Annotated in this window: 13 protein-coding genes; 8 read left to right on the top strand and 5 right to left on the bottom strand. The window is 75.2% G+C overall.

The features are described from left to right. Nucleotides 1–56: 56 nt before the first annotated feature. The 3 genes from katG to Q7T67_RS16490 all read right to left on the bottom strand — a co-directional run bounded on the left by katG (nt 57) and on the right by Q7T67_RS16490 (nt 3,248). The gene (gene katG, locus Q7T67_RS16500; protein WP_370695414.1) at nt 57–2,270 is read right to left on the bottom strand and encodes a catalase/peroxidase HPI; all 2,214 of its coding nucleotides are present in this window, start codon (nt 2,268–2,270) and stop codon (nt 57–59) included. Nucleotides 2,271–2,298: 28 nt separating this feature from the next. Next, complete coding sequence (locus Q7T67_RS16495) at nt 2,299–2,733, bottom strand: Fur family transcriptional regulator (protein WP_304792122.1); 435 nt, start codon at nt 2,731–2,733, stop codon at nt 2,299–2,301. A 62-nt stretch (nt 2,734–2,795) separates the two neighbouring features. Then, nucleotides 2,796–3,248 carry a DUF488 family protein gene (locus Q7T67_RS16490; protein ID WP_304792119.1) on the bottom strand — a complete coding sequence of 151 codons (453 nt, stop codon included), beginning with the start codon at nt 3,246–3,248 and terminating at the stop codon, nt 2,796–2,798. Between the two features lie 115 nt (nt 3,249–3,363). Here Q7T67_RS16490 and Q7T67_RS16485 point away from each other — a divergent pair, with 115 nt between their 5' ends. From Q7T67_RS16485 to Q7T67_RS16450, 8 genes are all read left to right on the top strand, one after another. Further along, the gene (locus Q7T67_RS16485; RefSeq protein WP_304792115.1) at nt 3,364–7,014 is read left to right on the top strand and encodes a homocysteine S-methyltransferase family protein; all 3,651 of its coding nucleotides are present in this window, start codon (nt 3,364–3,366) and stop codon (nt 7,012–7,014) included. A gap of 222 nt (nt 7,015–7,236) precedes the next feature. Then, the gene (locus tag Q7T67_RS16480) at nt 7,237–9,228 is read left to right on the top strand and encodes a CocE/NonD family hydrolase (protein ID WP_304792112.1); all 1,992 of its coding nucleotides are present in this window, start codon (nt 7,237–7,239) and stop codon (nt 9,226–9,228) included. Nucleotides 9,229–9,232: 4 nt separating this feature from the next. Continuing rightward, complete coding sequence (locus Q7T67_RS16475; protein WP_304792108.1) at nt 9,233–10,606, top strand: MlaD family protein; 1,374 nt, start codon at nt 9,233–9,235, stop codon at nt 10,604–10,606. 8 nt (nt 10,607–10,614) lie between these two features. After that, a complete protein-coding gene (locus Q7T67_RS16470; protein WP_304792105.1) occupies nt 10,615–11,817 on the top strand; it encodes an MlaD family protein in 1,203 nt (400 codons plus the stop codon). Beyond that, nucleotides 11,814–13,199 (top strand): MlaD family protein, encoded by a 1,386-nt coding sequence (locus Q7T67_RS16465; protein ID WP_304792101.1) that lies wholly within the window; start codon nt 11,814–11,816, stop codon nt 13,197–13,199. The genes Q7T67_RS16470 and Q7T67_RS16465 overlap by 4 nt, the downstream gene beginning before the upstream one ends. Next, nucleotides 13,196–14,875 carry an MlaD family protein gene (locus Q7T67_RS16460; protein WP_304792098.1) on the top strand — a complete coding sequence of 560 codons (1,680 nt, stop codon included), beginning with the start codon at nt 13,196–13,198 and terminating at the stop codon, nt 14,873–14,875. Before Q7T67_RS16465 ends, Q7T67_RS16460 begins: the two co-directional genes overlap by 4 nt. Then, entirely contained in the window at nt 14,872–16,137 is a 1,266-nt protein-coding gene (locus tag Q7T67_RS16455) for an MlaD family protein (protein ID WP_304792095.1), read from the top strand. Before Q7T67_RS16460 ends, Q7T67_RS16455 begins: the two co-directional genes overlap by 4 nt. Continuing rightward, nucleotides 16,134–17,573, top strand: a complete 1,440-nt coding sequence (locus Q7T67_RS16450) for an MlaD family protein (RefSeq protein WP_304792092.1) — start codon at nt 16,134–16,136, stop codon at nt 17,571–17,573. Before Q7T67_RS16455 ends, Q7T67_RS16450 begins: the two co-directional genes overlap by 4 nt. Before the next feature lie 140 nt (nt 17,574–17,713). Here Q7T67_RS16450 and Q7T67_RS16445 read toward each other — a convergent pair whose 3' ends face one another. Both Q7T67_RS16445 and Q7T67_RS16440 read right to left on the bottom strand, forming a co-directional pair. After that, on the bottom strand, nt 17,714–18,277 hold the full coding sequence (locus Q7T67_RS16445; RefSeq protein ID WP_304792089.1) for a carboxymuconolactone decarboxylase family protein: 564 nt from the start codon (nt 18,275–18,277) through the stop codon (nt 17,714–17,716). Further along, nucleotides 18,274–19,203: an SDR family NAD(P)-dependent oxidoreductase gene (locus tag Q7T67_RS16440; RefSeq protein WP_304792087.1), complete on the bottom strand. Its 930-nt coding sequence runs from the start codon at nt 19,201–19,203 to the stop codon at nt 18,274–18,276. Before Q7T67_RS16440 ends, Q7T67_RS16445 begins: the two co-directional genes overlap by 4 nt. Nucleotide 19,204 lies beyond the last annotated feature (1 nt).

Here is a 19,204-nt window from a genome sequence, read left to right as displayed (position 1 = left end):
GGCGGGCGGCCGTGCCGCCGCCCGCCGCCGGCGGCGCCCCGCGGGGCGCCGCGGGATCAGGCCGCCACGTCGGAGCGGTCGAGGTCCATGACCGTCGCCCAGGCGGCGACGAAGGCGTGGACGAACTGCTCGGCGGCGTCGTCGGAGGCGTAGACCTCGGCCAGCGCGCGCAGCTCGGAGTTCGAGCCGAACACGAGGTCGGCGCGGGTGCCGGTCCACTTGACCGACCCGTCACCGTTCCGACCCTCGAACGTGTCGTCGCCGGCGCCGGACCACGACACGCCCATGTCGAGCAGGTTCACGAAGAAGTCGTTCGTGAGCGTGCCCGGCCGGTCCGTGAGGACGCCGTGGGTCGAACCCGCGGCGTTGGCGCCGAGGACCCGGAGGCCGCCGACGAGCACCGTCATCTCGGGGGCGCTGAGCGTCAGCAGGTTGGCGCGGTCCACCAGCAGGTACTCCGCGCGCTGCGGCTGGGCGCCCGTCGCCCAGTTGCGGAACCCGTCGGAGGCCGGCTCCATCGCGTCGAAGGACTCGACCTCCGTCTGCTCCTGGGAGGCGTCGCCGCGACCGGGCGTGAACGGCACGGTGACCTCGACGCCGCCGGCCTTCGCGGCCTGCTCGACCCCGACGTTGCCGCCGAGCACGATCAGGTCGGCGATCGAGACCTCACCGTCGAAGGCCTGCTGCACGCCCTGCAGGGCGGACAGGACCTTCTGCAGGTTCTCCGGGTCGTTGACCGCCCAGTCCTTCTGCGGGGCCAGGCGCACGCGGGCGCCGTTCGCGCCGCCGCGCTTGTCGCTGCCGCGGAACGAGCCGGCAGAGGCCCACGCCGCGCGGACGAGCTCGGACACCGACAGGCCGGTGTCGGCGATCGCGGACTTCAGCGTCGCGACCTGCGCGCCGGTGAGCTGCGGGCCGGCCGGGACCGGGTCCTGCCAGATGAGCTCCTCCTGCGGGACCTCGGTGCCGAGGTAGCGCTGGATCGGGCCCATGTCGCGGTGCGTGAGCTTGAACCAGGCGCGGGCGAACGCGTCGGCGAACTGCTCCGGGTTCTCGTGGAACCGCTTCGAGATCTTCCGGTACTCGGGGTCCTCGATCATCGACAGGTCGGTCGTGAGCATCGTCGGCTTCCGCGGCGGTGCCTCCGGCGTCGGCCCGGGAATGATCGCCTCGGCGCCCTTGGCGACCCACTGCCACGCACCGGCGGGGCTCTTCTCGAGCTCCCACTCGTACTCGAAGAGGAAGTCGAAGTAGTCGTTGGACCACTGCACGGGCGTGCGGGTCCACGTGACCTCGAGGCCCGACGTGATCGTGTCGTTGCCGTGGCCCGACGCGTAGGAGTTGCTCCAGCCCAGGCCCTGCTCGACGAGGTCGGCGCCCTCGGGCTCCGCGCCGATGTGCGCGTCGGGGTCCGCCGCGCCGTGCGTCTTGCCGAACGTGTGGCCGCCGGCGATGAGCGCGACGGTCTCCTCGTCGTTCATCGCCATGTTGCCGAAGGTCATCCGGATGTCCTTCGCCGCGGCGACCGGATCGGGCTGCCCCTCCGGACCCTCCGGGTTCACGTAGATCAGGCCCATCTGCGAGGCGCCCAGCGGCTTCTCGAGCTGGCGCTCGCCCGTGTAGCGCTTGTCGCCCTTGAGCCACTCCTGCTCCGGGCCCCAGTAGACGTCCTCCTCCGGCTCCCACACGTCCTCGCGACCGCCGGCGAAGCCGAAGGTCTGGAAGCCCATGGACTCCAGGGCGACGTTGCCCGCCAGGACCATGAGGTCGCCCCAGGACAGGCTGCGGCCGTACTGCTGCTTGACCGGCCAGAGCAGGCGACGCGCCTTGTCGAGGTTGGCGTTGTCGGGCCACGAGTTCAGCGGGGCGAAGCGCTGCTGGCCGGCCCCGGCGCCGCCGCGGCCGTCGTGGACGCGGTAGGTGCCGGCGCTGTGCCAGGCCATGCGCACCATGAGCCCGCCGTAGTGCCCGAAGTCCGCGGGCCACCAGTCCTGCGAGGTCGTGAGGACCTGTTCGATGTCCCGCTTGACCTGCGCGAGGTCGAGGCTCTCGAAGGCCTTGGCGTAGTCGAACTCCTCGCCCAGCGGGTTCGCGACGGCGGGGTTCTGCGCCAGGATCTTGAGGTTCAGGCGCTCGGGCCACCACTGGCGGTTGCCCCCACCCTGGGTCGGATAGGGCAGGCGGTCGTGCCCGACCGGGCAGCGGGCCTCGGCGGCCTCCGGCTGCTGCTCGTTCATCTTGCCTTCGACGGCATCCGGCGTATCGGACATCGCTGCTCCAGGGGTGAGGGGATGGACTTCAGGACCTGCTGTGCGCTGCCACGCACGTGGGGCACGTGCCCCAGTAGACGACCTCGGCCTCGTCGATGACGAAGCCGTGGTCCTGCTCCGGGTGCAGGCACGGTGCGGCGCCGACCACGCAGTCCACGTCGGCGATCGTGCCGCAGGAGCGACACACGACGTGGTGGTGGTTGTCGGCCACGCGGGACTCGTACCGCGCGACGGACCCCCGCGGCTGGATGCGGCGCACCAGCCCGGCGTTCGTCAGCGCGTCGAGCACGTCGTAGACCGCCTGCTGCGACACGGCCCCGTGGTCGGCGCGGACCGCGTCGACGAGGGTGTGCGTGTCGGCGTGCGGACGGTCGTGGACCGCCGCGAGGACCGCGACGCGGGGACGCGTCACGCGGAGCGACGCTCCGCGCAGCAGGTCCTCGAGGTGCGGGTCGGACGACACGGCCCGAGTCTCGCACACTCTCTGGAACGAATCCAGAAAAGTGCGGTTCTGTCACCACCCGGTCACAGGTCGTGGACGACGAGGCCCGGGAGGCGCTCGGCCAGGCGCTCCACCAGCACCCGCCGGTGGCACACGGCCGGGTCGGCCTCGAGGCACATCAGGACGGTCCGCGGCGCCTCGCCCGACGCGAGCTCGGCCGCCAGCGCGTCGAGGGCGGCGGCCGGCGCCTCCTCCTCCTCGACGTGCTGCTCCATCCGGGCGTGGCCGGCCGCCACGCGGCCGCCCTTGTAGTCCACGCGGATGTCGGCCGGGGTGCCGAGGTCGCGGCGGTGCTCGTAGGCGATGCGGTGCTCCCCCAGCAGCAGACCGAGCTTCGTCTTCGACATGCCCGCGCGCCGCGACTGGGCGCGGAAGCGGACATCGATCAGCCGCTGGACCCCGGCGGCGGTGAGCTCGGCGACGAGCTCGTCGGGCAGCAGCCGCTCGTAGCCGACGGTCCAGATCTCGGGGGCCATCGGCGCAGCATCGCACCGGACGGGGTCACCCCCGGTCCGCGTCCCCGGGCCACGGCGAACCCCAACCTTGACGCGCTCGTGTCAAGGTTGCGTGCGGCGTTGCTACCCTCCATGGATGGCCGAGCGCGATTACCTGGCAGCCGTCCGCGATCACGTCGTGGTCTTCGACGGGTCGATGGGTGCCCTGCTGGAGGACAAGAACCTCTCGCTCGAGGACGACTACAAGCTCCCCGGGCGCGCCCACGAGGTCCTGGTGCTCAACCGCCCGGACGTCATCGAGGAGCTCCACACCACGATGCTCGACGCCGGCGCCACGGTGCTGGAGACGGACTCGTTCCAGGCCTCGCGCCTGAAGCTCGACGAGTGGGGCCTGGCCGACCACACGCTCGAGATCAACGTCCGCGCCGCCGAGATCGCCCGCAAGGCCGCCGGTCCCGACCGCTTCGTCGCCGGCTCGATCGGCCCGACGGGCTTCCTGCCCAGCTCGGACGACCCGACGCTGGGCAACATCATGTTCCGCGACCTCGTGACGGTCTTCGAGGAGCAGTCCCGCGGCCTGATCCAGGGCGGCGCCGACCTCCTGATCATCGAGACCGCGCAGGACATCCTCGAGGTCAAGGCGGCCATCTTCGGCGCCCGCGAGGCGTTCAAGGCGACCGGCATCAAGGTCCCGCTGCAGATCTCGGTCTCGCTGCTGCCCAACGGCGGCAAGATGCTGCTGGGCACCGACATCGCCTCCGTCGTCACGACGCTCGAGGCGCTGAAGGCCGACGTCATCGGGCTGAACTGCTCGACGGGCCCGGAGGACATGCGCGACGCGATCCGCTACCTCGGCGAGTACGCCTCGGTGCCGGTCCACTGCATCCCCAACGCCGGCATCCCGCAGCAGGGCATCAACGGCGAGACGGTCTTCCCCGAGAAGCCGCAGCCCCTGGCCGACGCGCTGGGCACGTTCGTCGAGGACTTCGGCGTCTCGATCGTCGGCGGCTGCTGCGGCACCACGCCGGAGCACATCTCCGCGATCGCCGAGCGCGTCGCCAAGTCCGCCCCGGGCGCCACGGCGTTCAACGTCGGCGCGAACTCGAAGGACAAGCGCGCGATCCAGGTCTCGTCGATGATCGGCGCCGCCGACCTCGTGCAGGAGCCGCGCCCGACCATCGTCGGCGAGCGCGTCAACTCGCAGGGGTCGCGCAAGGCCAAGGAGCTGCTCCTGGCCGACGACTACGACTCGCTCGTCACGATCGCCGAGGGCCAGGTCGAGGGCGGCGCCCACGTGCTCGACGTCTGCGTCGCGCTCACCGAGCGCGCCGACGAGGCCGAGCAGATGCGCCAGGTCGTCAAGAAGATCTCGCTGACGCAGCCCGCGCCGATCCAGATCGACTCGACCGAGCCGGACGTCATCTCGATCGCCCTGGACCAGATCCCGGGCCGCGCGATCGTCAACTCGGTCAACCTCGAGGCCGGCCGGGACAAGATGGACCTCGTGGTGCCGATGGCGCTCGAGCACGGCGCCGCGGTCATCGCGCTGACCATCGACGAGGTCGGGATGGGCAAGACGGTCGAGCGCAAGCTCGAGATCGCCGACCGCATCTACGACATCGCCGTCAACGAGCACGGGCTCGAGCCCGAGGCCCTGATCTACGACCTGCTCACGTTCACCCTGACCACGGGTGACGAGGAGTGGCGCGACTCCGCCGTGCAGACGATCGGGGCGATCAAGGAGATCTCCACCCGCCTGCCCGGCGTCAAGACGTCGCTGGGCGTCTCGAACGTCTCCTTCGGCGTCGGCCTGGCCGCGCGCTCCGTCCTGAACTCGGTCTTCCTCTACCACTGCGTCGAGGCCGGCCTGGACCTGGCGATGGTCAACCCGGCGCACATCGTGCCGATGGGCGAGATCGACCCGGTCGAGCGCGAGCTCGCCGAGAACCTCGTCTGGAACAAGAGCGAGGACGCGCTCGAGCTCTTCATCAACCACTTCGAGGCCAAGGGCCCCGGCGCGGAGGCCGAGGAGAAGGCCGACCCGACCGCCGAGATGGAGCCCGAGGACGCGCTGCACTTCCGCATCCTCAAGCGCAAGAAGCAGGGCGTGGAGGCCGACATCGACCGCGCCGTCGAGAAGCTCGGCGCCGTGCCGACGCTGAACGACGTGCTGCTCCCGGCGATGAAGGAGGTCGGCGACAAGTTCGGCGCCGGCGAGCTGATCCTGCCGTTCGTCCTGCAGTCCGCCGAGGTCATGAAGAAGGCCGTGGCGCAGCTCGAGAACTACCTCGAGCGCACCGCCGACTACACGAAGGGCACCGTCGTCCTGGCGACCGTCTTCGGCGACGTGCACGACATCGGCAAGTCGCTCGTCAACACGATCCTCTCCAACAACGGCTACACCGTGATCGACCTGGGCAAGCAGGTCCCGGTCGGCACGATCCTCGAGGCCGCCAAGGAGCACAAGGCCACGGCGATCGGCCTCTCGGCGCTGCTCGTCTCGACCTCGAAGCAGATGCCGCTGGCGATCCAGGAGCTCCACCGCGAGAACCTGGAGTTCCCCGTCCTGCTGGGTGGCGCGGCGATCAACCGCAACTTCTCCTACCGCGCGCTGCACCCCAACGGGTTCGACGACGACACGACCTACGCGGGCGGCGTCTTCTACTGCAAGGACGCGTTCGAGGGCCTCGGCGTCATGGACCGCATGGTCGACAAGGAGGAGCACCCGCAGATGATCGAGGAGATCAAGGCGGGTGCCATCAAGCTGCGCGACCAGGCGAAGAACGAGGAGGTCCTGCCCCCGACGACCGAGGTCGCGGACTCGCCCGTGGCCCGGGACGCCCCGGTTCCCGAGCCCCCGTTCTGGGGCGTGCAGGAGGTGCCCGTCGACATGGACGAGCTCTACCACCACCTCGACACGCACGTCCTCTTCAAGCTCCACTGGGGCGGCCGCGGCATCAAGGGCGACGCCTGGAAGAAGCTCATCGAAGGCGACCCCACGGACCCCGAGTCCGAGGAGGGCTTCCGGCACAAGCTCGAGCGCATGTGGAAGGAGCAGGACTACCTGCGTCCGCGCGCGCTGATCGGGTTCTTCCCCTGCTACGCCGACGGCAACGACGTCGTGGTCCTCGACCCCGAGGACCGCACGACGGAGCTCACCCGCTTCGTCACGCCGCGCCAGCAGAAGGGCGACCGGATGGCCACGTCGGACTTCTACCGCCCGGGCGTCAAGCAGCCCGACGGCACCGTCGCGCCGCCCGAGGAGCTCGACGTCATCGCCGTGCAGGCGCTGACGGTCGGTGACGAGGTCACCGAGCTGATGGCCAAGCTCGAGAAGGACGGCGAGTACGCCGAGCAGCTGTTCGTGCACGGCCTCGGCGTGCAGACGGCCGAGGGCCTCTCGGAGTGGCTGCACTGGAAGGTCCGCGAGTGGTACGGGATCCCCGTCACCCAGGGCCGCCGCCTGTCCTGGGGCTACGCCGCGATCCCCGACCAGTCCGAGCACGACAAGGTCAAGGAGCTGCTCGACATCTCGCAGATCGGCCTGGACCTCACGGACGGCTGGTCGCCGACGCCGGAGCAGTCGACGCTGGCGATGGTCCTGCACCACCCGCAGGCCGTCTACTACGGGATGCGCAACGGCCGCTTCATGAAGGACGGCACGCCGGACGACGTCATCAAGGACACCGAGCGCGACCCCACGCGCATCGAGGCGGACTTCCTCGAGGCCGAGGTCGACGAGGCGCCGGACGCCGTGAACGCCGACGGGACGCCGGCCGCGGTCTGACCGCCCGGCCTCCGGGCCCGCATCACCCGCGCCGGGGAACGGCGAGCAGGATCCCGACCCGCCGCGCCCGGCGGGTCGGTGCGTTCCCGGGGCTCCGCGAACTTCGTCCCACCTCGGGGCACGCATCTGGGAACATCGACGTTCATGGATGCCCATCGTCGACCTGCGCGCGTCCCACGGGTCCGTGCCCGCCCGTCGCGGTCCCGGGTCGGCGGGGTCGTCGTGGGCGTGCTGCTGGGACTGCTCGCGACCGTGCCGGCGTCCGGGGCGGCGACGGTCGAGGAGGCCCACCGCGTCGGCATGTCCGACGGGGTGACGCTGCGGGCGACCGTCAAGGGCGAGGCGCCGCTGACCCGTCGGCCGACGATCGTCGAGTTCACCCCCTACGGGCGCTTCGGCGGCACCGGCGCGGACGTCCCCGGGTTCAACCGGCTGACCGTCGAGATCCGCGGGACGGGCGACAGCGACGGCGTCTTCGACGCCCTGGGGCCCCGCACCCAGCAGGACGTCGAGGAGACGCTGCGCTGGGCCTGCGGGCAGCCGTGGAGCGACGGCAAGCTGGGGCTGTACGGCTTCTCGGCCAGCGCGATCACGGTCTACAACAGCCTGCACCGCCGCCTGCCGTGCGTCGGTGCGGCGGTCCTCGGCTCCGGCACCCACGAGCTCTACCGCGACCTCCTCGTGCCCGGCGGCATCAGCAACCTCGTCCCGGGCGCGGGCGTCATCGCCGGCATCGGCATCCCCGCCCTCGCCCAGGGCCTCGACCGGCTGCTCCGCAACCCGCTGTCGGCGGTGACCACGATCGTCGGCCTCGCCGGCGCGGGCATCACCGAGCTGACGCGCCCGCACCTCGACGACTGGTGGCGCGAGCGCGGGATGCGCGGGAACGCCAACGCGTTCCCGATCCTCATGCTCGACGGGTTCTTCGACGTCGAGTCGCGTGGCGCGTTCCAGGCGTTCCAGGAGCTGCGCGGGACGGGTGCCCGCCTCGTCGTCGGCGGCGGGCACGACCAGCCGCCGGCGGGCACCGACGCCGGCCGGGCGCAGCGCGCCGACTGGTACCGGCACTTCCTGCGGGGGCAGGACAACGGCGTCGAGCGTCGGCCGAAGGTCGAGCTGCTCCTCGCCGACGGCGACCGGCAGGCGTACGTCGGCGGGCGGTTCGTGCGCCACGACGCGACCGACTGGCCCGTCCCCGGCACGCGCTGGAGCACGCTGCGGCTGGACGCCGCGCCGAGCGGCTCGGGTCCGCTGATCGGCGACGGATCGCTCGGCCTCGGCGCGCCCCGCCGCACCGGCTCGCAGGCCTACGCCGCGCTGCCGTCGATCCTGACCGCGACGGACCCGCCCAACGCCGCGGTGCTCGGCGGCGTCGGTGACGCCGTCACCGGGGCGCTGCCGGTCCTGCGGGACATGAACCTCCACGAGCAGCTCGGCCGGTCGTACACGACCCCGCCGCTGCGGGAGGACGTGCTGGCGGCGGGGCCCGCCGCCCTGAAGGTGCGGCTGGGCACCTCGTCGCCGGGGTCCGGCATCTGGGCGGTGATCTCCGACGTCTCGCCCGACGGGGTCGCCCACGCGATGGCGGCCGGGCGGCTGAACACGAACTACCCCGAGGTCGACCCGGACCGGTCGCTGCGCGACCCGCGCACCGGGACCGTCGTGCAGCCCTACGGTCGCTTCGACCGGCCGTCGCCCGCCACCCAGGGTCGCGAACGCGACTACCAGGTGGAGTTCTGGCCGATCGGCAACCGGTTCCGGGCCGGGCACCGGATCCGGCTGACCGTCGTCGGCGCGTCGCTCGGCTCGCCGCTCTCGCCCCCGGGGATCCACACGCTCGACGTCGGGGCGTCGTCGCTGCAGTTCCCCGCGCTGCCCGGCAGCGACCTGTCGCACGCGCTGGGCGGGCCGCGCACCCCCGCCGACGCGGCGCCGGGCGCCGGGGCCGCGTCCGCTCGGCCCCGGATCCGCGTACAGGCGTCGCCCCGGCGACTGCGGGTCGGGCGGAGCGTCCGGCTGCGCGTCCGCGTCCGCTCGACCACGACCGCGTGCCGTGGGCGGGTCCGCGTGCGCGTCCTCGGGCGCCGGGTGCGGACCGACCGGCGTGGTCGCGCGAGCCTCCGGGTGCGGCCGCGGCGGGCGGGTCGCGCGTCGGTCGTCGTGGGCGCCACCGGATGCCGCACGGGGCGGGCCACGCTGCGGGTCCGCCGGTGACCGCGTGAGCCGCACGTCGCGTCGCGTCGTCGCCCTGCTCGTCGGCGCCGTGCTGACGGTCGCGGTCGTCCTCGTCCTCGGGCGGGGCACGGACTACCGCGTCGTGGCCGCGTTCGAGGACGCCGGACAGCTCGTGCCCGGCAACGAGGTCCGCGTCGGCGGCGCGGTCGTGGGCTCCGTCGAGCGGATCCGCGTCGGGCGCTCCGGTCTGGCCGAGCTCGAGCTGCGGGTCGACGACGACGACCTGCTGCCGCTGCACCGGGGCACGGTCGCCGTGCTGCGCAACCCGTCGCTCTCGAGCGTCGCGGGGCGGATCGTCGCGCTGCAGCCGGGGCCCAACGACGCGCCGGAGATCCGCTCGGGTGGGCGCATCGAGGCGGTCGACACCCGGTCGGCCGTCGACATCGACCAGGTCGTCGCCACCTTCGACGTGCAGGGGCGCCGGTACCTGCGCGGGGCGTTGCGCGGCGGGGCGTCGACCTTCGACGGGATCGCCGCGCCGATGCGCCGGCTGCTGCGCGAGCTGTCCCCGGCGCTGCGCGAGACCGACCTGACCCTCGACGGGCTCGCCCGCGACGAGCCGGCGCTCCGGCGGCTCCTGACGTCGACCGCCGTGGTCGCCGACACCCTCGCGGGCTCGCGGGACGACCTCGGCCGGGGCCTCGAGTCGGCGGCCGCCACGCTGCGGGCGATCGCGGACGAGCGCGAGGCGCTGACCCGCACCCTGCGCCGCGCACCGGCGGTGACGGACCGCACCGGCGCGACGCTGCGCCGCGTCGAGACCCTGGTGCGCGACGCCCGCCCCCTGCTGCGGGACACGCGGCCCGTGGCGCCCCGGCTGGCGTCCACCGTGCGCGTCGTGGGTCCGCTGGCCGACGACCTGCCGCCGCTGCTGGCCGACGTGCGCGCGACGGTGCCGCCGCTGACCGACGTGCTGCGCAGGACGCCGCTGCTGGCGGACCGCTCGGTCCCCGCGGTGCAGGAGCTGACGGCCGCGCTCACGGCGCTGCGACCGATCGTGCCGGCCCTGCGGGCCTACACCCCGGACGTCGTCGCGGGCCTGGCCACGAGCTTCGGTGGCCGCGCGGCCGGCTACTACGACGCCAACGGGCACTACGGCCGGATCGGCATCGGCGTGAACGCCGACGCGCTGCCGGCGCTGCTGCGACCGCTGGGCGCCGGCGTCGACCTCCTCGCCCCCGTGCTGGGCACGGGCATCGCGACCACCCAGACGGGCGTGACCCGGCGCTGTCCCGGCGCCGCGACGCAGACGGCCGCCGACGGCTCGAACCCCTGGGCGGCCGGCGCGGGCACCGCGTGCACGCCGACGGTGCCCTCCGGTGGCGCGGCCGCCGCCAGGACGGGGACGCGACGGTGAGGCGGGCCGTGGCCGTCGCGGCGGTCGCCGCGCTCGCGCTGGCCGGGTGCGGCCGCGGCGAGGACGCCTCGGGCGTCCGGATCGACGCGCTCTTCGACAACGCCTCGTTCGTCACGTCGGGGCAGGAGGTCCGGGTCGCAGGCGCCCCGGCCGGCGAGGTGACGGCCGTGACGCTGACCGGTGACCGCCGCGCGCGCATCAGCATGCGGGTCGAGCCCCGGTTCGCGCCGTTCCGCGCCGACGCCGACTGCACGATCCTCCCGCAGTCCCTGATCGGCGAGAAGTTCGTCGAGTGCGACCCCGGGACGCCCGCGTCCCCGCCGCTGGCCCGCGGTGGCGGTGCGGCGCCGACCGTCCCGCTGTCGGGCACCTCCAGCCCCGTCGACCTGGACCTCGTGCTGGCCACCTTCGGCGAGCCGCGCAGCACCCGCTTCCAGCTCCTCGTCAACGAGCTCGGTGCGGGCCTCGCCGCCCGCGGGGACGACCTCTCCGACGCCCTCAGGCGGGCCCACCCGACGCTGAAGTACACGAAGCAGGCGGCCGACGCCCTGGCCGGCGACGAGGCGGCGCTGCGCCGGGTGATCGACGCGACCGACGCGGTGCTCGGCGAGCTCGACCGGCGACGCGGGCGGCTGAGCAGCACCTTCGAGCGCGCCGCGGACGTCCTCGAGGTGACCGCCGACCGCCGCCGCGCGCTCGCCGAGGCGGTGCGCCGCCTGCCCCCGTCACTGGCCTCGCTGCGCCCGGCGCTGCGTGCCCTGCAGGCCCTGACGCGCGACGCGCGACCGACCGTCGAGGCGCTGCGCGTGGCCGCCCCGCCCGTCCGCACCCTGGCGCGGCAGCTGGGACCCCTCGCCGACGACGCCCGCCCCGCGCTGAGCGACCTCGCACGCACCGCCCGGAGCGGCACGCGGGTCCTGCGCGGCACCGCGCGCCAGCTCACGCGGCTGCGGACCACGAGCAGCGCCCTGGCCCCGGTCGTCCTGCGGGCCGCGGACCTCAGCCGCAGCCTCGCCGACAACGGCGCCCCGTCGCTGCTCGCCCGCTTCGTCCTCGCCACCACGATGGCGACGGCCCGGTTCGACGGGGTCTCGCACATCCTCCCCGCGCACGTCCTGCTCAACCACTGCATCGCCGCGGCGAAGACCCCGGCGCCCGGCTGCTCCGCCCGCTTCGCCGACGACGGCACGAGCACGAAGGCGCGCCCGTGAGACGCCGGCCCGCCTCCGCCATCTCGGGCGCTCCCGTCCTCGTCGGTGCCGCGACGGTGATCGTCGCGCTGATCGCCGTGATCCTCGCCAACCGCAGCGCCACCGGCCTGCCGCTGGTCGAGACCTACGACGTCCGGGCCAACGTCGTCGACGCCAAGCGGCTGACCCCCGGGGTCGACGTGCGGATCGGCGGCAAGCGCGTCGGCCGGCTGCAGACGATCACCGCGCAGACGGCGGCGGACGGGCGCTCCGCCTACGCGTCGCTCGCGCTGCGCCTGGACCGGGCCGCCGGGCCGCTCCCCGCCGACAGCACCCTGCGAATCCGGCCGCGCAGCATCATCGGGACGAAGTACGTCGAGATCGTCCGGGGCGAGAGCCGCCGCACGATCCCCGCCGGCGGCGTCATCCCGCGACGCAGCACGAGCGCCTCGGTGGACCTCGACGAGGTCGTCGGGACGTTCGACGCCGGCACGCGACGGGCGAGCCGCCGCGTCGTGAAGGAGGCCGCGGACGGGATCGCCGGACGCGGCGCCGCGGTCAACGCCGCCGTCGGCAGGCTGCCCGGCGTCCTGCTGCGGGCCGGGCGGGTCACGCGGACGCTGGCCGATCCGGGGACCGACCTGGCGGGCCTGGTCGCCGGGGCCGACGGGGCGACCGGCGCGCTGCGTCCCGTCCTGCCCGACCTGGGGCGGCTGGTCGTCGCGACGGACACCACGCTGGGCGCGGTGGCCCGCGAGCGCCCGGCACTCCGCGACGTGCTCGACCAGGCACCGCCGACGCTGGCCGCGGTCCACGCCGGGTCCCGCGAGCTACGCCCCGTGCTGCAGGACACCGCCGCCCTCGCGCGCGCCCTCCGCCCGGTCGCGGGCGAGCTGCCCGCCGCGAGCCGCGCCCTCGCCCGTGCCGCGGTGGACGGCCGACCCGTCCTGCGGCGCGTGCCCGCGCTCGGCCGCGGCCTGCGGAGCACCCTCGGAGCCGCGGACCGGGCGCTGCGCCGCGACACGACGACCGGTGCCCTGCGGCTCCTGCGACCGACCGCCGACGCGCTCGACGCCGCGCTGCGCCACGTCGTCCCGCTGCAGACGCGCTGCAACTACGTCGGCCTGTTCGCCCGCAACGCGTCGGACCTCATCGGCGAGGGCGACCAGAACGGGGCCTGGCTGCGTCTGGCGCTCGTCCTCCCGCTCGCCCAGACCGTGGGACGTGCCGCGTCGCCCGAGCCCGACCTGCACCTGCGCGCCTACCCCGACGAGCGCTGCGGCGTGGGCAACGAGACGTGGGCCCCCGGGCGGGTCGTCGGCGCCCCGGCCGGTGAGCGGCAGCACGTCAACCCCACGACCGCGGCGCCCGCGGGGACGCCGAAGGGACCGGACGGGCGATGAGCCGACGCTCCCGGATCCGCCGTCCCGTGTCGGCCCGTGCCCGGCGTCGCACGTCGATGCTGTGGGGGATCGGCGTGCTGCTGCTCGTCGCCGCCGGCGTCTACGCGATCTTCGGCGGACGGGTGCCCGGCACCGGCGGCCGGGAGGTCGTCGTGGTCGTCCGCGACGCCGGGGCGCTGCGCGCCGCCACCGCCACGAAGGTGCGGGTGGCCGGGGTCGACGTCGGACGCGTCACCGCGGTGCGCCCGGACCCCGACGCTCCCGGGCTGGCCGAGATCGTCCTCGAGCTCGACGACGACGCGCCCGTGGTCCGGGAGGACGCGACGATCGAGATCCGCCCGCGCCTGTTCCTCGAGGGCAACTTCGTCGTCGAGCTGCGGCCCGGCTCGCCGGGCGCACGACCGCTCGCGGGTCGCCCGCTCCCCCCGTCCGCCGCGACCGTCCACGTCGCCGTCGACGAGGTCCTCCGCACCTTCCAGGCCGGGACCCGCGAGGACCTGCGCGCGACGCTCGGCGGGCTGTCCCGCACGCTCGACGGGCAGGGCGCGCGGTCGGTCCGCGGCCTGGTGCGCGCCACCCCCGCGCTCCTGGACGACGTCACGGTCGTCGCCCGGGCGGTCCGTGGCGCGGAGCCCGGCGACCTGCCCGGTGCGATCCGCGAGACGGGCGAGCTGCTCGACGTCCTCGCCGACCGGCGGACCGCGCTGCGCGGCGTGCTGCGCGACGGTCGCCGGACCTTCGACGCGTTCGCCGCCGGCCAGTCCGACCTGCGCGCGACGCTGACGGGCCTCGACCGCCTGACCGCCTCGTTGCCCCCGTCACTGGACCGGATCGACGCGGGGACGCCCGAGGCGCGGGCGCTCGTCCGCACCGCGCGGCCGCTCGTGCGCCGGCTCTCCCCGACGCTCGACGCGGCCGCACCCGGCCTGCGCTCCGTCCTGCGGTTCACCCGGTCCGGTGCTCCCGGCCGACTGCTGACCGAGCTGCGCCCCGCCTCCGCGGAGCTCGCCGAGGCCGCCGACCCGCTCGGCCGAGGCCTCGAGCCTCTGCGGGCCGTCGGCGTCTGCCTGCGCCGCAACCTCGTCCCCGTGCTGAACGCCGAGGTCCCCGACGGACCGCTCTCGACCGGCACCCCGGTCTACGCCGAGTTCCTCTCCTCCATGGTCGGGCTCGCCGGCGGGGCCCAGGACTTCGACGCCAACGGGCCCTGGGTCCGCTACCTCGTCGGCCTGGGCAACCAGCTCGTGTCGCTCGGCGGTCCCGCGGAGAGCCTCGCCGGCCGCGCGACCCGGCCGATCGCCGGGTCCAGCCCCGCCCCCACCACGCCGCCGCCGCTCCGTCCCGACGTGCCGTGCGAGACGCAGCCGGTCGCCCAGCTGCTGGCGCGCGCCACGCCGTTCCGGGGGGCTCAGCGGCGCGCGCCGATCGACGACGACCGGGTCTCGGACGCCGTGGACCGGCTGCTGCGCAAGGGCGACGCCACGGCGGGCGGGGCGACGGCGGACGACGGTCCGAGCGACGCGACGGCGCGCGGAACGACGGCGGACGACGGCGGGGTCGGGGCCGGGCGCGACCGGTCCGCCACCCGCGGTGCCGACCCGGCGGCCGCCGCCGCGCGGATCCGCCGTGCGCTGGGCACGCTGATCGCCCCGGGCGCCGACGGGGGCGACCGATGAGGACGGTCCGCACGGTGCGCCAGCACTGGTGGGCGGTCGCGGTGATCGCGGTCGCCGCCGCGCTGGCGGTCGTGGTCACGGCCGTGATCCTGCTCGCCCAGGACGTCGAGCTGCCGTGGGACGATGTCTACGTCGTCGAGACCGAGTTCCGCAGCGCCCAGGCGGTCACCCCGGGCCAGGGGCAGACCGTCGCGGTGGCCGGCGTGGCGGTCGGACGGGTCGGCGACGTGCGGCTGCGGGACGGCGTCGCGCGCGTCACCCTCCGGATCGACCGCGACCTGCTGCCCGCGGTGCACGCCGACGCGCGGGCCTCGCTGCGCCCCCGGACGCCGCTGCAGGACATGACCGTGGAGCTCGACCCCGGGACGCGCCGCTCGCCCGTGCTGCCCGACGGCGGCGTCGTCCCCCGGGAGCGCACGACGTCGCAGGTCCAGCTCGACGAGGCCCTGAAGGCGCTGGACGCCGACACGCGCACGTACCTCGAGCAGCTGCTGGACGCCGGCGGCCGCGCCCTGGACGACCCCGCGAAGATCCGCGCCGTCCTCGCCGCGGGCGCGCCGACCGTCCGGCGGACCCACGACGTGCTCGACCTCGCCGCGCGCCGCCGCGTGCAGGTCCGTCGGCTGACCACCCGCCTGCACCGCGTCTCGGCCGCGCTCTCCGACCACGACGGCGCGATCCGGTCGACGGTGGAGGGTGCCGCGACGACGCTGCGGGCCCTGGGCGACGGCGACGCCGACCTGCGCCGCGGGCTGGCCGCGCTGCCCGGCACGCTGGAGCGCGCCGACGCGACCGCCCGCGACGCCGCGAGGCTCACCGACGCGCTCGTCCCTGCGTCCCGCGCGCTGCGCCCGGCGCTGCGCACCACCACCGGCGCCCTGCCCCGTGTCGAGCCGCTGCTGCGCGAGCTGCCCGCCCGCGTCCGACCCGTCCTGCGGGTCTCCCACGACGCCCTGGCACCGGTGCGGGACCTGCGCGCCGCGGTCGGCGTCCTGCGGCCGCGGCTGCAGGACCTGCGCGACACCGGCCTGACGCTCCAGCACCTCGTCAACGTCATCGGCTACGACGCGCCGGGGCCGGAGCAGAGCTACGCGTACTACCTCGCGTGGCTGGCCCACAACGCCAACTCGCTCTTCTCGACGCAGGACGCGCACGGCCCCGCCTGGCGCGGCCAGCTGCTGTTCTCCTGCAGCTCCTTCACCTCCCTCGACGAGCTGCGACCCGTCGTGGGCATCCTCGACGCCCTGCAGGTCTGCCGATGAACAAGGCCCGCCCCACGCTGCCGCAGATCGCCGTGATGGTCGCCTTCGCGCTGTCCTGCGTCGGCCTGCTGCTGTTCCTCTGGTCGAGCTTCGGCGGCCCCGTCCCGATGCGGGCGAAGGCCTACGAGGTCACCGCCCGGTTCCGCGACGGCTCGCAGCTGGCCCGGTACTCCGACGTCCGGATCAGCGGCGTGACGGTCGGCAAGGTCGTGCGGATCACCTCGAGGGACGGCACCGCCGAGACCCGCCTGCGGATCGACCCCGAGCTGGCGCCGCTGCCCCGCGGCACGATCGCGATGCTGCGCACGAAGACGCTGCTGGGCGAGACGTTCGTGGCCCTCTCGACGGGCGACCGGTCCGCGGTCGCGCGCGGCGTCCCCGGGTCGTTCATCCCGGACGGCGGCACGATCCCGCAGCGGAACGTCCGGGCGGGCGTGCTCCTGGACGAGGTGCTCGACGCGTTCGCCCCGTCCACGCGCGAGGACCTGCGCACCACGCTGGTCTCGCTCGCCCGGGCGACCCGCGACCGCGGCGGCCACGTCAACGCCGCCGCCGGCGACCTCGCCCCGGCGCTGCGGTCCGCGGACGCCCTGCTGCGCGTCGTCGACCGCCAGTCCGCCGAGGTCCGCTCGGGCATCCGCGACGTCGGCACCACCCTCGGCGTGCTCGGCGAGCGCACCGGCGCGCTGCGCGAGCTGACCCGCGCGGGCAGCCGGGTCCTCGGGACCACCGCCGAGCAGGCCGCACCGCTGCGGGCGACGCTCCGCCGCCTGCCCGCGCTGCTCCGGCGCACCCGGAGCACCGTGGCGGAGGCGCGTCGCGCCGCACGCGACGCCCGACCGACCCTCGACGCCCTCCGGCCCGTCACGCCGAGGATCGCTCCCGCACTGCGCGACCTGACGACGCTGGCCCCAGACCTGCGCGACGCGCTCGTCGCCGCCCGCCCGGCGCTGCGGGCCGCGCGCCGGGGCCTGCCGGCCGTCGACCGCGTCGCCGACACCCTCGGCCCCGCGATGGACGTCCTCTCCCCCGTCTCGTCCGACCTGCTGCCGATCGCCCGCCACCTGGAGGACCACCGGCGGGACATCGGCGTGACGTTCGCCAACACCGCCGCGGCCACCCAGGCCACCGCGCCGGACCTGCGCGGGCGCCGACGGCATTACCTGCGCACGTCGCTGGCGATCACGGACGAGCTGCTGGCCGGCGCGGCGCGGCGCGTGCCGGGCAGCCGCACCAACCCCTACCCCGCCCCCGACGCCATGGACCGCTTCGGCACCCGGACGATGCCGTCGACGAGCTGCGCGCACACGACGAACGCCACCGGCCTGCTCACCCCGCTGCTCGGCGGCGCCGGCCCGCCGTGCCTGACGTCCGCGTCCCCCGCCTTCCCGCGCCTGACCCCGGTGCGGCCCGAGGACGTGCCGGACGGGCCGTGACCTCGGAGCAGGACGGGCGATGAGCGCCGGCCGAACCGACGGTGAGGCCTGGCCGGAGCGGGCGGTGAGGACCGGGCCGGAGCGGGCGGTGAGGACCGGGCCGGGACGGGACGGGCGGCGCGGCGCCGGCCCGCGGTGACCTACCGCCGCCGCCGGCCCCGCGGCGCGTCCGGCGCCATCCGCAGTGCCGTCAGGGTGGTGGCGAGCATCTCGTAGTGGCCGACGAGCAGCAGCAGCTCGATCGCCTCGCGCTCGTCGAGGTGTGCGCGCACCGCCGTCCACTCCGCGTCGTCGAGGTCGCGGCGCTCGTGCAGGGCGTCGGCCGTGGCGAGCAGGACGCGCTCGCGCGGGGCCCATCCCTCGGCGTCCGGGCCCGCCAGGACGCGCTCGACATCGGCGGGGCCCACGCCCGCGCGACGGCCCAGGCGCACGTGGTGCTCGAACTCGTACGCCGACCCGGCGAGGTGGGCGACGCGCAGGATCACCAGCTCGGTCTCGCGGCGCGGCAGCAGCCCGCCCGGCATGAGCCGCCCGGCGAACCGCAGCCAGCCGCGGAACAGCCGGCGATGGCGACCGAGCGTCAGGAACAGGTCGGGCGGCGTCGTGCCGGTCACGACGCCGGCGACCTGCGCGAAGACCCAGACCGGCAGGCCCACCTCGCGGCGCCCGCCCGGGGCGATCCGGGGGCCGCCCGCGACGCTCACGCGGCCGGGACCCGCTCGAGCGGCTCGTCCCGATCGCGCGCACCGGGCGGGTCCGGCGCGGCGGACCCCGTCGCCGCGACCGGCTGCTCCGTCGTGAACGGGACGGTCTCCTCCCGGGCGATCCGCAGCGCCTCGGGCACGTCGGCCCGCAGCCGCCGGGCGACGACGGCCTGGGCGATCGGTGCGATCAGCCGGACCGCCCCGACCCACGACGGCGAGACGATCCGCCGGTCGCGCCGGGCGATGCCGCGCTCGACCGCGTCGATCGCCGGACCGAGCGGGGCGACGCCCGAGAGCGTCAGCCCGGAGAGCGCGGTGCGGGCGGCGTCCGTGTCGAAGCCGCGGGAGGTCATGTCGGTGTCGAGCTCGGCGAACGACGCGACGCCCACCCGCGCGCCCGTGTGGTGGAGCTCCTGGCGCAACGTCGTCGCGAGCGCCTCGACCGCCGCCTTCGAGGCGCTGTAGGCCCCCATCAGCGGCAGGTTGATGTCCGCCCCCAGCGACGAGGTCAGGAGCACGTAGCCACCGGGGTGCGCCACGTGCGGGCCCGCCGCACTGATGGTGTTGTGCACCCCGACGACGTTCACCCGCAGGGTGGTGGCGAGGACCTCGGGATCGCCGCCGATCAGCGGCAGCTGCTTGCCGATGCCGGCGTTCGCGACGACGACGTCGAGACCGCCCAGCGCCTCGGCCAGCTCGTCCACCGCCGTCGCCATCGCCTCGTGGTCGCCGACGTCGCAGAGGCGCCACGGCGCGCCGCCGGCCGCGGCCGCCGCGTCCTCCAGCAGCTCGGCCTCGAGCCCGAGCAGGGCGACCTCGGCACCCCGTCGGTGCAGGCGCACCGCGAGCGCCCGCCCGATGCCGCGCGCGGCTCCGGTGATGAGCACCCGGCGGCCGGCCAGGGACGGAGCGGGGCGTCGTGACATG

Origin of the sequence: Patulibacter sp., from assembly GCF_030655195.1 — a bacterium.
Taxonomy (GTDB): Bacteria; Actinomycetota; Thermoleophilia; order Solirubrobacterales; family Solirubrobacteraceae; genus Patulibacter.
The sequence above is the reverse complement of the archived record's forward strand: the minus strand, read 5'-3'. Positions and strand labels throughout refer to the sequence as shown.

What these genes read in the sequence shown, in the direction of transcription:
- katG (WP_370695414.1), bottom strand. Translation starts at nt 2,270, where the DNA reads ATGTCCGATACGCCGGATGCCGTCGAAGGCAAGATGAACGAGCAGCAG.
- Q7T67_RS16490 (WP_304792119.1), bottom strand. Translation starts at nt 3,248, where the DNA reads ATGGCCCCCGAGATCTGGACCGTCGGCTACGAGCGGCTGCTGCCCGAC.
- Q7T67_RS16485 (WP_304792115.1), top strand. Translation starts at nt 3,364, where the DNA reads ATGGCCGAGCGCGATTACCTGGCAGCCGTCCGCGATCACGTCGTGGTC.
- Q7T67_RS16460 (WP_304792098.1), top strand. Translation starts at nt 13,196, where the DNA reads ATGAGCCGACGCTCCCGGATCCGCCGTCCCGTGTCGGCCCGTGCCCGG.
- Q7T67_RS16455 (WP_304792095.1), top strand. Translation starts at nt 14,872, where the DNA reads ATGAGGACGGTCCGCACGGTGCGCCAGCACTGGTGGGCGGTCGCGGTG.
- Q7T67_RS16450 (WP_304792092.1), top strand. Translation starts at nt 16,134, where the DNA reads ATGAACAAGGCCCGCCCCACGCTGCCGCAGATCGCCGTGATGGTCGCC.
- Q7T67_RS16440 (WP_304792087.1), bottom strand. Translation starts at nt 19,203, where the DNA reads ATGTCACGACGCCCCGCTCCGTCCCTGGCCGGCCGCCGGGTGCTCATC.